14 protein-coding genes are annotated in these 14,371 nt (G+C 44.8%); 6 read left to right on the forward strand and 8 right to left on the reverse strand.

Features of this window, described 5'->3' with window-relative positions:
* Nucleotides 1-20: 20 nt before the first annotated feature.
* Nucleotides 21-275 (reverse strand): hypothetical protein, encoded by a 255-nt coding sequence (locus MTF70_RS07635; protein WP_005387084.1) that lies wholly within the window; start codon nt 273-275, stop codon nt 21-23.
* 166 nt (nt 276-441) lie between these two features.
* On the opposite strand from MTF70_RS07635, the gene MTF70_RS07640 reads away from it, so the two are divergent.
* Complete coding sequence (locus MTF70_RS07640; RefSeq protein ID WP_054865478.1) at nt 442-801, forward strand: DUF6559 family protein; 360 nt, start codon at nt 442-444, stop codon at nt 799-801.
* A gap of 137 nt (nt 802-938) precedes the next feature.
* Complete coding sequence (locus MTF70_RS07645) at nt 939-1,973, forward strand: spermidine/putrescine ABC transporter substrate-binding protein (protein ID WP_054730624.1); 1,035 nt, start codon at nt 939-941, stop codon at nt 1,971-1,973.
* Between the two features lie 107 nt (nt 1,974-2,080).
* Here MTF70_RS07645 and tyrS read toward each other — a convergent pair whose 3' ends face one another.
* The 4 genes from tyrS to ppsA form a co-directional block, all read right to left on the reverse strand.
* Nucleotides 2,081-3,355: a tyrosine--tRNA ligase gene (gene tyrS, locus MTF70_RS07650; RefSeq protein ID WP_248393923.1), complete on the reverse strand. Its 1,275-nt coding sequence runs from the start codon at nt 3,353-3,355 to the stop codon at nt 2,081-2,083.
* 82 nt (nt 3,356-3,437) lie between these two features.
* On the reverse strand, nt 3,438-4,244 hold the full coding sequence (locus tag MTF70_RS07655) for a helix-turn-helix transcriptional regulator (protein WP_025767978.1): 807 nt from the start codon (nt 4,242-4,244) through the stop codon (nt 3,438-3,440).
* Between the two features lie 193 nt (nt 4,245-4,437).
* A complete protein-coding gene (locus MTF70_RS07660) occupies nt 4,438-5,217 on the reverse strand; it encodes a hypothetical protein (RefSeq protein WP_005373824.1) in 780 nt (259 codons plus the stop codon).
* Between the two features lie 170 nt (nt 5,218-5,387).
* On the reverse strand, nt 5,388-7,760 hold the full coding sequence (gene ppsA, locus MTF70_RS07665) for a phosphoenolpyruvate synthase (RefSeq protein ID WP_005373822.1): 2,373 nt from the start codon (nt 7,758-7,760) through the stop codon (nt 5,388-5,390).
* 251 nt (nt 7,761-8,011) lie between these two features.
* On the opposite strand from ppsA, the gene MTF70_RS07670 reads away from it, so the two are divergent.
* Entirely contained in the window at nt 8,012-8,848 is an 837-nt protein-coding gene (locus tag MTF70_RS07670; RefSeq protein WP_005373820.1) for a pyruvate, water dikinase regulatory protein, read from the forward strand.
* A gap of 76 nt (nt 8,849-8,924) precedes the next feature.
* Here MTF70_RS07670 and ansB read toward each other — a convergent pair whose 3' ends face one another.
* Together ansB and MTF70_RS07680 are read right to left on the reverse strand one after the other, a co-directional pair.
* The gene (gene ansB, locus MTF70_RS07675) at nt 8,925-9,989 is read right to left on the reverse strand and encodes an L-asparaginase 2 (RefSeq protein ID WP_017633573.1); all 1,065 of its coding nucleotides are present in this window, start codon (nt 9,987-9,989) and stop codon (nt 8,925-8,927) included.
* Between the two features lie 370 nt (nt 9,990-10,359).
* Nucleotides 10,360-11,616: an adenylosuccinate synthase gene (locus tag MTF70_RS07680; protein WP_005373814.1), complete on the reverse strand. Its 1,257-nt coding sequence runs from the start codon at nt 11,614-11,616 to the stop codon at nt 10,360-10,362.
* Nucleotides 11,617-11,721: 105 nt separating this feature from the next.
* On the opposite strand from MTF70_RS07680, the gene MTF70_RS07685 reads away from it, so the two are divergent.
* The 3 genes from MTF70_RS07685 to MTF70_RS07695 all read left to right on the forward strand — a co-directional run bounded on the left by MTF70_RS07685 (nt 11,722) and on the right by MTF70_RS07695 (nt 13,695).
* Complete coding sequence (locus tag MTF70_RS07685) at nt 11,722-12,591, forward strand: LysR family transcriptional regulator (RefSeq protein WP_005373812.1); 870 nt, start codon at nt 11,722-11,724, stop codon at nt 12,589-12,591.
* A gap of 19 nt (nt 12,592-12,610) precedes the next feature.
* On the forward strand, nt 12,611-13,003 hold the full coding sequence (locus MTF70_RS07690) for a ribosome recycling factor family protein (RefSeq protein ID WP_017633574.1): 393 nt from the start codon (nt 12,611-12,613) through the stop codon (nt 13,001-13,003).
* Nucleotides 13,004-13,080: 77 nt separating this feature from the next.
* A complete protein-coding gene (locus MTF70_RS07695) occupies nt 13,081-13,695 on the forward strand; it encodes a LysE family translocator (protein WP_017633575.1) in 615 nt (204 codons plus the stop codon).
* 92 nt (nt 13,696-13,787) lie between these two features.
* Here the strand turns inward: MTF70_RS07695 and MTF70_RS07700 are convergent, their stop codons facing one another.
* Nucleotides 13,788-14,309, reverse strand: coding sequence for a DUF2058 domain-containing protein (locus MTF70_RS07700; protein ID WP_017633576.1), 522 nt, complete (start codon nt 14,307-14,309; stop codon nt 13,788-13,790).
* Nucleotides 14,310-14,371: the final 62 nt, after the last annotated feature.

The following is a 14,371-nucleotide window of genomic DNA, read 5'->3' on the forward strand; positions in this document are numbered from 1 at the left end:
GCTCAGGTTGAGACAGAAGACTATTTAAGTTTCTGATGGACCCGATAGCTAACGACAAAGCCAATGTAGAATAGTGCAGCAAGAGTAATCACTGCCGTCGCGTACGCCAGCAGGCTGTTTAACCCTAAACCAAAAGCCAAAGTGAAGGCGATACCATGAATGGCTTCCGCAGGGATTCGGTACCAAGCAGCGTGGACGGAAGATCCGAAGAGGATAAAGGTACTAAGTAAGACAATCGTGCCGCCTATAAAGCCGACCCATCTGCTGTTGTTCATGTTGCAGTCTCAGGGGTTACCGAGGTAACGTAACAAAATATTTCAGAATCGTATTATACAACCGATCATCGCGAAAAGCGCTAGAGAAATTTCGCGGATAAAACAGAGTGTTTTAATTCGAACAAAAGAATACGACATAGCCAACTTAATACAGGAATAACAAAACATGTTGAGATTTATACAACGTCGCCGCATTAAGAAAGTGATTAAACTAATGAGTACCAGATTGGTGGTGGGATACGGCAGTCGTGACTACTTTTCGGTTGGTCAGGTAAAGACGAGCACCAGCGAGTTAAGCGCGTGCCAACAAAAAATTGCGTTGGCATTATATGCGGATCCGCAAGATCTTGATTTGGAAAACCAACCAGAGTTGCAAGCAATACGCTCAGACGTGGCGCATGACTTCTTCGCTGGTGTCGATTATACCGCTCAAGATGTGCTTAATTTACTCGGTTCTGGTGGCTGGAAAGGTGGCCGAATGGAAGATGGAATGTCTCATCATTTTGGTATGCACAGTCGCTATTAAAAACATGCGTTAATTTTATAAATTCGATAAATATTTTTGCTGTTAAAGATTAATTAAATTTTCTTTCAATTGGGTAACAATTACCTAATTATGCACCCGAATCCCAGCGCGTCGCTGGACTGGTTGGATTGCATACCATGAAATTAATCATCAAAGGATTGGGGCTGAGTGCTCTTGTGCTCAGCATGTTTGCTCATGCAGATAGCAAAACGTTGAACGTTTATGCATGGGGTGGCTATTTGCCGGAAGCATCGTTAAAAGCGTTTGAAAAACAAGAAGGCATTACGATTAATTATTCGACTTTTGAGAATAATGAATCAATGTACACCAAGCTAAAATTGCTAAAAGGTTCTGGCTACGATGTGGTTTTTGCTTCTGCGTACTTCATTGAAAAAATGGGGCGAGAAGGGCTGCTTTCGAAAATAGATCACGCTCAAGTGCCAAACATGCAAGACACAATGGACGGTTTACTTGGCCAAGCGCACGATCCTAAAAATGATTACTCGCTGCCTTATATTTGGGGCATTACCGGGATCAGCTACAACGAATCCATGGTTGAGCAACCAGTGACCAAATGGGCAGACTTATGGGAGTCTCAATACGAACAACAAGTCATGCTGATTGATGACGTTCGCGATGTGTTCGGTATGGCGCTGAAGAAAAATGGCCATAGCGTGAACACAAAAGACGAAGCAGAAATCGAGCAGGCTTTTGATTCTCTAGTCGCGCTGAAAAACAACGTATTACTGTACAACTCAGATGCGCCGCAAGTCCCTTACGTGTCCGGTGAAACATCGGTCGGCATGCAATGGAACGGCAACGCATTCCAAGGACAGGTTGAAATGCCTGAGCTGAAGTTCGTGATGCCGGAAGAGGGCGCGGTATTGTGGATGGACAACTTCACTATTCCGTCTGGCAGTAAAAACAAAGCATTGGCGCATAAATTTATTAACTTCATGTACCAATCAGAGAACCAAGCGGAAATCGTGACCAGTTTGGGTTATGCGTCGGCAACGAACGCTGGGCGTGACAAATTGCCAGAAGAGTTGAAAAACAACCGTACTATTTTCCCTTCATCAGAAGACTTGAAAAAAGGCGAGTTTATTAATGATGTTGGCGCAGAAACGTTAGCGATTTACGAAAAGTACTGGCAACGTTTAAGAACGCAATAAGCAACGTCTTTGCCTATTGTTAGGCTTAAAATCGTTCAAATTTGGATTCCCCTCATCACGAAAGTGGTGAGGGGAATTTTTTTATAGGTTTTGTACTGCGAGTGTTGCTACGCGGCACGCTTTACGAGGCAGAAGTGCTTTTTACCGCGTTGCAGTAACCAATATTGATCAAACAGTGGGAAGCTTAAACTCGGGTTATCAGCCGCCACTTTTTCACCGTTTACACTGATGGCGTTGTTGCTGATGTGTTCGCGTGCAACACGCTTCGAACTTGCTAAGCCCGACTCAATCAACAGCTCAACCAAATCTTGTTGTGTGCTCTCAATGCTTGGTAAACCATCCAACTCCAACTGTTTTAATTCACCCAAACTCAGTTGTTGCACATTACCGCTGAATAAAGCTTGAGTGATACGCTCGGCACTGGCTAGGCCTTCTTCGCCATGAACAAATCGCGTCATTTCTTCAGCGAGAATACGTTGTGCTTGTGGCTTACCTTGGCTTGCTTGGTCTTGCGCTTCAATGCTGGCAATTTCTTCGCAGCTCAAGAATGTGTAGTAACGCAAGAAGTGGTAAACGTCGGCGTCTTCTGCGCCAAGCCAGAACTGGTAGAACGCGTAAGGAGAGGTTTTGCTAGGATCTAGCCATACTGCACCGCCTTCGGTTTTGCCAAATTTGGTGCCATCGGATTTGGTGCCATCGGATTTGGTGATCAGCGGCAGAGTTAAGCCAAATACTTGCTCACCATTTTGACGGCGAGTTAAATCGATCCCGCTGACGATGTTTCCCCATTGGTCATTGCCACCGATTTGCAAACGGCAACCGTATCGACGGTTTAGCTCGGCAAAATCGTACGATTGCAGTAGGGCGTAGCTAAATTCGGTGAAGGAGATACCTTGGTCAGGTCGTTGCAGGCGTTGTTTTACCGATTCTCGGTTGACCATAGTATTGATTGAGAAGTGCTTACCCACATCGCGGAAGAAGTCGATCACATTGATCGCTTTCATCCAGTCAGCGTTGTTTACCATGATCATCGGCTTGGCCAGTTGGTGATTCATCAACTGCTGAATTTGATTAGAAAGATCGTTAACCCAGCCTGAGACGATTTCCTCTGAGTTCAGACTGCGCTCAGTCGCTTTAAAGCTTGGGTCGCCAATCATGCCCGTTGCACCGCCAATCAAGGCAACAGCTTGGTGTCCGGCATCTTGAAAGCGCTTAAGCATAATCAAAGGCACGAGGTGGCCGATATGTAAGCTGCCAGCTGTAGGATCGAAGCCGCAGTAAACGGTTTGTGGCTGTGAGAGAAGTGTCTGAATTTCTTCCAAATCGCTGGCTTGTGCAATCAAGCCGCGATCTTGTAAATCTTGCAGTAATGGTGTCGTCATTCTTTTTGTCTGTTTTAGTGGTTGTTACATTCAGACTAAAACGCGACACCTTTTCTCGATATATCCCTTAAGGGACAGTTTTTTATCTTGAATGGAGAATGAGGTGATTGAGGAAAAGCTGGAATAACTCACTCAATGAAGACACATTTAATTGCGAGTAAATTCGCTTTCGATGATTTTTGACCGTGCCTTGAACTAAGTGTAACCGCGCGGCAATTTCTTTGGTGTCAAACCCTTGAGCGAGAAGCGAAGCCACCTCTTGTTCGCGACGGGTGAGTGATTCTACGCCAAACGTTGCTAAAGCTTGCTCAATGGCTAATCGCATACTGCCAGAATAAGCACTCTGTGCAAAAACAGGCTCAGAAAAGGTAAATTCCGTTTGTTTCCAATGCTGCTGACAAAGCGACTGAATTATCGGGAAATAGGGCTTTAGCTTATTGATTTGTTGCTGAGAAAAGTATTTTCCATCATTCATATACCCGAAGTACAGCATGACCCAACGGCCAGATTCAACTTCGACTAGCATGCTCAGTTCGTCTTTCCACCCGGTCTGATGGTAGAACTGTTCGCAGTAGGAAGTAAAATCAACGCCTTTACGCGCCACGTCTTTGAGCGTAAATACGCCTTGTTGCTTTGTCTCGTTTAGTTTGAGAAAAAAAGGGTCATTTTGAAATGAGTCAGTAAGGTAGCGTTGAAAAAGTAACTCTCGCTCGTTCTCAATTGAGTCGTAGAGATAAATAGGATGTTTACCTTCTCGGTAACCTAAAATAACTGCGCAATCAAAATGAAAAAGAGTGCGAATGACACGCATAAGTTTAGGAGTAAAGTTAGGCGTGTTAAGAGCAGAAATTGCTTCTGCTAGCAGATTATTAAAGTTATTGTCAGGCATGGGATACCGAATTGCAGGTGGTTTTGCGCAAGCATAACCAAAAGCAATCCAACGAGAAAGGGAAGTCGCCATCTTCTGGTGACTTCCATAGAGAAAGTTGCGTAAGTGCTCAGTTTTGAGGAATCATATCCCCGTTAACTTATTGATAAGGGTGCATAACAACGGTTTTATTTAAGCGATTAGTTGCTATGCATTACTGCGAGTTAGTGAGCTCTTCGTTAACCCAATATTTAGAACCAGACACGTTAGCATCGATGAGCAAACCTTTAGCGTTCAACTGATAGACGGCGACGCCGCTGTTAAATTGTTTTGAAAGTTGCTCTGAATCTTCGCCCGCAACAGCAGAGGCTTCACTTGTGGCCTCCCATCCTTCGTTGACGAACGTATCAAAGTCTTCTTTGCTCTCAAACAGAACCACTTGTTGGTAAAATTTGCCGCCAGCCCCAAGTGCAACGCCCAAACCAAACATATTCATATAAGTGCGTTCTTCTGTTTCCTTATTCACTGCGACTCCTGACCCTGAGTTGGTGTGAAACAGCAAAGATAATTTACGAGAATCAAAGACCGCGTAGCCGTACGCGTTGTCGTAAATAGCTTTTGCCTCCGGCTTTTCATTAAATAACTTGAGCAAAGCGCTATCTGCCATTAAGTCCACGGCTTGGCGAGCTTCTTCTGGCGTATCGCCTTCCATCAGCTCATCAATTTTTTTGTCGGCAGCATCTATCCATTCTTTGCTCTTCTCGATGCTGGCTTCTGTCCATTCGCCTGCGGTATTGATCGCTTCCTCGGACCAGTTCGTGAAATCTTGCCACGCTTGTTTTGAAAACGCTTTGGTATCGTCCCAAGCATCTTGTGCAGTATCAGAAACTGCGTCGCCAAGCTCAGACATTTTATTGGAAATTTCATCCCAATCGGCATAAGCAGGGGATGCCAGGAGCATCAATGTTGTAAGGAGTGCGATAGGCTTTTTCATCAAATTCTCTCTGGAGTTATCGATATACCATTCATTTTAGGTCATCAGACTTTGATAATGAAATTGACTAAATGACGAACTTGAGAGAGGAATCACGAACTGATTGTGAAATGACGTGTGAATAACAAAGCCCTCACAAGGGGAGTGTGAGGGCTAGAGTTTATCGTGTGTTACTTGCTGCTAACTTTACCGAGTTTTAACCAAGTATCGATAACCGTATCTGGGTTTAGTGATACAGAGCTAATACCTTGATCCATTAGCCATTCCGCTAAGTCGTCGTGGTCTGATGGGCCTTGACCACAAATACCAACGTATTTGCCTGCTTTTGTTGCTGCATCAATCGCCATCTGAAGCATCACCTTAACCGCTGGGTTACGCTCATCAAATAGATGTGCAACATCGCCAGAGTCACGATCAAGTCCAAGCGTTAGCTGAGTCATGTCGTTTGAGCCAATCGAGAAGCCATCAAAGTACTTTAAGAACTCATCGGCAAGGACCGCGTTGGATGGCAGTTCGCACATCATGATGACTTTAAGACCCTGATCGCCACGGCGCAGATCAAACTTCGCTAGCAAATCAATCACTGATGCTGCTTCGCTTGGTGTACGAACAAATGGGATCATGATTTCAACGTTTTTCAGACCCATTTCGTTACGAACGCGTTTGATTGCTTGAGTTTCTAGCTCGAAGCAGTCTTCAAACACTGGAGAAATGTAACGAGACGCGCCACGGAAGCCAAGCATTGGGTTTTCTTCATGCGGTTCGTATGCTTTACCGCCAACCAAGTTGCTGTATTCGTTAGACTTAAAGTCAGACATACGAACAATAACGCGTTTCGGCCAAAATGCCGCAGCAATGGTTGCGATACCTTCTGTCAGTTTGCTTACGTAGAAATCGATAGGATCTTTGTAACCACGAATACGCTGAGTGATTTCTGCTTTTAGCTCATCGCTTTGTGCATCAAAGTTAAGTAATGCTTTCGGGTGGATACCAATCATCTTATTGATGATGAATTCAAGACGAGCAAGACCAACACCTTCATTTGGAATTTGTGCGAAGTCAAACGCACGATCAGGGTTACCCACGTTCATCATCACTTTTGTTGGTAGCAGTGGCAGTTCATCAACAGAAGAGCGTTTTACATCAAATTCAAGTTCACCTTGGTAAACGTAGCCCGTTTCACCTTCAGAACAAGATACGGTCACGGTTGCACCATCGGTTAACTTGCTTGTCGCATCGCCACAGCCAACGATTGCAGGAATACCAAGCTCACGAGCGATGATGGCTGCGTGGCAAGTACGGCCACCACGGTTGGTTACGATTGCAGATGCTTTTTTCATCACTGGTTCCCAATCTGGGTCAGTCATGTCTGTAACTAGCACGTCACCTTCTTGGACTAAAGACATTTGGTCCAGAGAGTCAACCAAGCGAACCACGCCTTTACCGATGCGCTGACCGATTGCACGACCTTCAACTAAAACATCCGCTTTGTTTTGTAGCTCGTAGCGCTCAATCACGTTTTGTTCCGTTTGTGAACATACGGTTTCAGGACGCGCTTGAACAATGTACAGCTTGCCATCAATGCCATCTTTTGCCCATTCAATGTCCATTGGACGCTGATAGTGCTTTTCGATGATCATTGCTTGTTTTGCGAGCTCTTTGATCTCGTCGTCGTTCAATGAGAACGTGTTGCGCTCTTCATCAGAAGTATCAACGATATCAACTTGTTTGCCGATTTCTTGGTTATCTGAGTAGATCATTTTGATCAACTTAGAACCAAATGTTTTCTTAACGATTGGGTGTTCGCCTGCTTCAAGCATTGGCTTGTGAACGTAGAACTCGTCAGGGTTTACTGCACCTTGAACGACCATCTCGCCTAGACCCCATGAAGAGGTGATGAAGACAACTTGGTCGAAACCCGATTCAGTGTCTAGTGTAAACATAACACCCGACGAGGCTTTATCTGAACGCACCATACGTTGGATACCCGCAGATAGCGAGATGCCACGGTGGTCGAACCCTTGGTGAACGCGGTAAGAAATCGCACGGTCGTTAAATAGAGAAGCGTAAACGTGCTTAGTTGCTTCTAGTACTGCGTCGATGCCTTTCACGTTCAAAAACGTTTCTTGCTGACCAGCAAAAGAAGCATCAGGTAGGTCTTCTGCCGTAGCAGATGAACGAACTGCGACTGAAAGCTCAGGATTGCCTTCGATCAGTTCTTGGTAATTTTCACGAATTTCTTGTTCAAGGTCCGCAGGGAAAGGGGCCTCTAATACCCATTGACGAATGTTTGCACCTGTCTTACGCAGAGCTTCTACATCTTCAACGTCTAGTTCATCGAGTAATTGGTGAATACGCTCATCCAAACCTTCGTGGTCAAGGAATTGGTTAAACGCGTATGAGGTTGTCGCAAAACCATTTGGTACAGAAACGCCTGCGTTTGCTAGGTTAGATACCATTTCGCCAAGTGAAGCATTCTTACCGCCGACTTTGTCGACATCATCCATGGATAGGCCATTGAACCAGAGGGTGTTCTTTTGCATGTCTTTCTCCAGAAACATTGCAGCTTAGTAGGGGGACTTAAATCGATCTAAACAATCGCATGTTGGCTGTTATTACACGTTGACCATACATTGCTTCATTCAGATTGATATCAAAGGCAAACGATTACGTTCTGGCTGAAAAAAATTCAAAAGAATTTTTAAAGCTGTGGTGAACCTAACTGAAAGCCAAACTGATTTATTAATATTATGTGTACCATCCTACTCAAAAGATTTTGAAAAATTAAACAGAAATGCAAATAAATAACCAAAGTCGTGATGTGTTCTATGTTTCTGACGGTACGGCGATAACATGTGAGACATTAGGGCATGTTGTTCTCGGTCAATTTCCGTTCATTCCTAACGAAAAAACCTTTCCGTTTGTAGAAAGCCAGGACAAAGCTACTGACGTAGTCAAAGAAATTGAAACTTCCTACCAGCGCAATGGCGTCAAACCTCTGGTCTTTTTCTCAATTGTTGTTCCAGAAGTACGTGAAATGCTGCTTGAAGCGCCGGCATACAGTTACGATGTGTTGGAGAGTATTGTGCAGAAAGTGCAAGACGACATTCAGATGGCACCAAAGCCTAAGTTGCAGCGTTCTCGCAGTGTGGGGAAAGATTCCGACACCTATTTTGACCGTATTGCGGCTATTGAATACACATTGGCGCATGATGATGGCATCACGCTAAAAGGGTTGGAACAAGCCGATATTATCCTGCTGGGAGTATCGCGCAGCGGAAAAACGCCGACTAGCTTGTACATGGCGATGCAATTTGGTTTACGTGTTGTGAACTATCCGTTCATTGCGGAAGATGTGAAGATGATGCGTTTGTTGCCTGAGTTTGAGATCCATCGTCATAAGTTGTTTGGGCTGACTATCGATCCCGAGCGCTTGACTGAAATCCGTGAAAATCGTTTGTCTGGAAGTGATTACGCTAGCACAGAGCAGTGCAAGCTGGAGCTAGACACTGTTGAGGCGTTGTTTAGAAGAGAGGCGATCCCATATATCAATACGTCCTCTCTGTCTGTTGAGGAAATTACTACGCGTATTCTGGAAAAAGCAGGAATGAAGCGTCGCTTGTTTGGCTAACAAGAGATGCTCATGTCGCTATGTGTAAGAGGAGGTAAGGTGTGTACCTCCTCTATCGAATGAACCTTAGACAGAATTAATAGTATTGGAACATCTTTTGGATGTCTTGATAGTTTTTGGTCTGAGTCAGTGACAGCATCAGTAAGATACGTGCTTTTTGTGGGTTCAATGTACCAGCGGCAACAAAGCCGTATTTTTCGTCATCAATTTCAGCATCCAAAGTGGTTGAGCCGCTAGGCGTTCGGGAGCTTCTTACAACAATAACGCCATCTTTACTCGCTTTCTCTAGCTCATCAAACACAGTGTGGTACAAGTTACCATTACCGACACCAGCACTTACGATGCCGTCAAACTTCGCATCCACAAAGGCTTTCACTGGCAAATTGGAGGCATTTGCATAGTTATAAACAATACCGACCTTAGGCAACTTAGTAAGCTTTGATACATCGAATGGGGTTTCTGTCGTATGTTTACGCTCTGGGCTTCGTTGATATTTAGCATCGCTATTATGAATGTAGCCGATAGCACCAAAGTTGGGTGACTGGAAAGTGCTGACGGAGGTTGTATTGGTTTTTGTCACATCTCGCGCATCGAAAATCGTGTCATTCATTGCGACTAGCACGCCACGTCCTTCTGAATCTTCATCGGTGGCTGTTACGACTGCATTGTATAAGTTGACTGGTCCATCAGCACTCATTGCGGTGGAAGGACGCATTGCACCGACGATCACGACAGGCTTTTTGCTCTTGACGGTCAGATCAAGGAAGTAAGCGGTTTCCTCTAACGTATCCGTACCATGAGTAATGACGATGCCGTCAACATCATCTTGAGCGAGTAGCTCATTAACTCTTTTCGATAATTTTAGCCACACTTCATCATTCATATCTTGTGAACCGATACTGACCACTTGCTCTCCAGAAATATCGGCAATGTTGGTCATACTCGGCACCGCAGAAATCAATGATTCAACGCCGACTTTACCTGCTGTGTAGTTTGACTCTGTTGCAGATTGACCTGCGCCTGCTATGGTGCCGCCAGTGGCAAGAATTTTAATGTTCGGAAGATCGGATTGCGCGAAAGACAAAGAACTAAGGCACAAACCAAGGGTTATCGTACTGAGGCGGAAAAGATTTTTCGTCATGGGAATCACCTGCTGTTAGGTTGGATGTTGGGGAACTCATCTATCCTAAAAACAGCGGGTTAGATTTTTTGAGTACTAGTTCAACAAATTGCAGATGAAGATCGTGATCAACTAATCACTTAAAGAATATCAAATCAACCAGTTAACCTAATTGACGTGCTTCTTTAACAAGTGAGATGTGCTAGTAACGTGCACAACGTGTTAAGCCCTATAATTTATTGATTTATAAATAAAGGAGGTAGGAGTCTCGTGATGAGGTTACTAAACATGAATTTAGCCGTGCAATTTTTCAAAGTTTACAGTGTAAAAAAAAGCGGCTTTACCCCGGAACAGATAAAAGCCGCTTGCCAATGATGTGTTAATTCACATCTTATCGCATAATCATTTGTTCACGACCAGGACCCACAGACACCATTTTTACTGGTACGCCCATGAGTTCCTCAATGCGTAGAACGTATTTCTGTGCTGCTACTGGAAGCTCTTCAAACTTACGACAACCTGTGATGTCCTCGCTCCAGCTTTCCATCTTCTCGTAGATTGGCGCAAGAGAGGCAGTTTGAGGCCAGATTGGGTTTTCGCTGTGGTCGCCTTCGTAGCCAACACAGATTTTCAGATCGTTAAGGCCAGTCAAACAGTCTACTTTCGTTAGTGCAATTTCAGTTGCTGCTTGCAGTTCAACGCCATTTTTCGTAGCGACTGCGTCGAAGTAGCCCATGTCGCGTGGACGACCCGTAGTTGCACCGAACTCGCCAGCAAGTTCGCGGAAAGCGTCTTGCTCTTCCATTGCAGTGATCAACGTACCAGTACCCACTGATGAGCTGAAGGCTTTTGCAACCGCAATAACGCGTTCAGGACGAAGTGCCGGAAGGCCACTACCGATACCCGCGTACATTGATACAACGTTAGAAGATGTTGTCCAAGGGTACTCACCGTAAACAAGGTCACGACCCGCGCCAAGCTGCGCTTCGAACAATAGAGTTTTGTCTTTCGCTTGTAGTTCTTTTAGAGGAAGCGTTACGTTGCAAATTGAATCGCGCCAAGGTGCAGAGACTTCTAGCAGCCAGTTCGCCAGTTCTTCAGCGGTTTGTTCAAACTCGAACGTCGGGTAAAGTGCACGCAGTTGCGGCAGTTTCCAATCCATCATGAATTGAAGGCGTTCAACCAATACTTCTGGTTGCTTCAACCAACCAACTAGGATGCCTTTCTTCATTACGCGGTCACCGTAAGCAGGTGCAATACCTTGACGAGTTGAACCGTATGCTTTGTCGCCTAAACGTTGTTCTTCTAGCGTATCTTCTAGTGCGTGTAGCGGTAGACACAGTGTTGCGCGATCTGAGATGCACATATTCACTTTTACGCCTGCTTCTTCAACTTCCGCAATCTCCTGAGACAGCAACGCAGGGCTGATAACCATACCCGGACCTAACACTGCCAAACAGTCTGGGTTGAATACGCCACTTGGTAGCTGGTGCAGCTTAAACGTACCTAGATCGTTAACCACGGTGTGACCCGCGTTGTTACCACCTTGGAAACGAATGCTCGCAGAAGCTTGCTCTGCCAAAAAGTCAACGATGCGGCCTTTGCCTTCATCACCCCAGTTTGCACCCACAACAACGATAGACGACATAATTTAATCTCCAAAAACAGATGCAAAAATCTTAAGGTGTTCGCCATAATAAGAGAAATTAATTATACTCATTAACTTGATAAGAATCTCATATCGGAATTGGCAATGTTAGATTTGAACTGGCTGCGAACCTTCGTAACTCTTGCAGAGGTAAAACACTTTGGTAAAACAGCGACGGAACTCCACATGACACAGCCGAACGTAAGTTTGCATATCAAGCAGTTGGAGCAAGCCACGCGCACGAAATTGATTGAGCGAAATCCTGTGCAGTTGACGCAAGCGGGGAAGCGTTTGTTAGCTACGGCGCAGCGGATGCTCAATGAGCTGCAAATTTGTCAGTCGGATCTCAATGCCATCAACGATCTTACGCAGGGGACGCTTTCTATTGCGGCGAGCGATATTGTTTCACGTTTACTGCTTATCAAACCATTTCAGCAATTCAAAAGTGAATATCCGGGGATCGACTTGGCATTGTTCAATACCACATCTTCTCAAGCGGTGGATTTGGTGAAAAGTGCGCGTGCCGATATCGGCTTTGTTATCGCACAAAAAGAGAGTCAACCGCTGCATTTTACGCCTCTCACGCAGATTCACTGGTGTGCGTTTGGCGATAACATTTTTGAGTGGCAAGACAATCGAAAAGAGAGCCAGACGCTGATCCTGCTAGGGCACGATACTCGAACCCGAGAGCTGATTGATGCGTCTTTACCTGAACTAAATCTGCCTAAGCATCGCGTGATGGAAGTGGGCAGTGTGGAAGCACAAATCGACTGGGCGGAAGCGGGGTTTGGGACTGCTATTGTGCCGGATTTCTCGCTCGATCCGAGATTAAAGCTTTCTCGTGAAGTTACGCCTTTGCCAAGTTTTCCAAACACTGATTTCGGCTACATCGTGCGTCAAAATCAGGTGTTATCCAAAGCGGCAAAACAGTTGCTGGCATGGGTTGGCGAGAATGTGTCGGTGGTTGAGGGCTAAGACGATGAAAGAAAAGGCCATGAAAGAGACGAAGATTACGATTTCGCTCCCATCCTTGATTCACCGTATTGGGGGCGACCATGCCAAGCGAGCGAAAACACTCGCAGCAGAAAAACAGTGCGATCTTAAGCGAATTAGACGATCTCGTCACTGGCAAATCTCGGGCGAGGCTTTGGATGTAAAAGCGTTTTTAGAGCATCTCAAAAACGAAGAAGCAGAGACGATGCGATTTGCGATCAACAAGATCGAACAAGCTCTACTTGCTCACCAAGACAAATTGGAACCTTTGGACGTGAAGTTGATACGTTTGGTGAGACAAAACCCAAACATCACCCTAGCGGAGCTGATGGCTGAAACGAACTGCACGTTAGTTCAAGCTCGCACGGTACGATTTGGTGCTGAGTTGCTTTAAGATCGGTTTGTGGTTTACTCACTTTATTAACAGATGTTAGGGTACCGATCAAAATCACTCACTAAGACCATTTTATTATGGATATTTGGCAGCTTCTCCTTTTTATTCCTGCTTGCTTCGCTCTAAATATGGCTCCAGGCCCAAACAATTTATTGGCAATGAATAATGCGCGTTGTTACGGCTTTAGGGCCGCGTTTACGGCCAGTTTAGGCAGAATTGCTGCTTTTTCAGCGATGATTGCGTTGTCTGCATCAGGTCTGGCTGTGATTTTGTATACGTCAGAAATGCTATTTTTGGCAATAAAGTTGGTAGGAGCGCTGTATCTACTGTGGATTGCGTTTAACCTTTGGCGTTCAGAGTCCAGCCCGATCTCTGACTTGGACAATTCGCGCAATTACGCAGGACTTGCGAAGCAAGAATTTACGCTTGCTGCTGGCAACCCGAAAGCGATACTTATTTTTACTGCATTCTTGCCGCAATTTGTTGATGCCAATGCCAACGTTCAAGAGCAGTTTTTTGCCCTTGGCTCGACGTTTTTGATATTAGAAATGGTCGCCATTTCAATCTATGCCATCTTTGGTTTGTACTTGAGGCACTGGTTTTCAAATCCAAAAATGGCGAAACGTTTCAATCGCGGATGTTCGTTGTTTTTAGCCGCATCAGGTGCGAATTTGCTACTAAGTAAGCAATAACAACACATCATCTCCGTAGATTATTTTTCTATAAAAAGAGCCGCTGATGTTACATCAGCGGCTCTTTTAGTTGATGCATCGATTATTTATTGTTACCACATCAAATCGTCAGGCACGACGAAATCTGCGTATGGATCGTCTTCTGCTGGAATGTCCGATTCAGGTTCTTTTTGTTCGATGATGACGGACTCATCACGTTGAGCAATTTTATTCGCTACTCCACGTGGAATGACAACATAGCTTTCACCAACAATTGCGATTGCCAAAATACCTTTGATCAACTGCTCGCGGATAAGTGAATCTACATAAAGTGATTTCACTAGCGTACCGTGAGTGAAGTTGTATTTGATGTCGCCATCTTTTAAGTCGATCTTGTTCATCTCAATCAATTGATTGATCTGCGCTTTGATCTCTTTGTTTAATCGCTCAGCATTTTGCTGCTCGCTCAATTGTTTATCACGCTCTAACTGTTGGCGTTTATTCTCTTCAACCGCCGCTTTTACTTCGCGTGCTTGAACGCGTGATTTTTTTGAGCCTTTCTTCGCTTTCTTTAGTTTCTTTTCATTAACTAAGCCAGCTTTCAGCATTTGTTCTTGAAGGGTAAGTTTTGCCATGTTTCATCCAGTTAGTGCGCAATTTTGGGCATTTTACCCACTATTGCCACTTGTAGTAAATA

Source organism: Vibrio sp. 2CM40D (genome assembly GCF_023161825.1).
GTDB classification, from domain to species: Bacteria; Pseudomonadota; Gammaproteobacteria; order Enterobacterales; family Vibrionaceae; genus Vibrio; species Vibrio alginolyticus.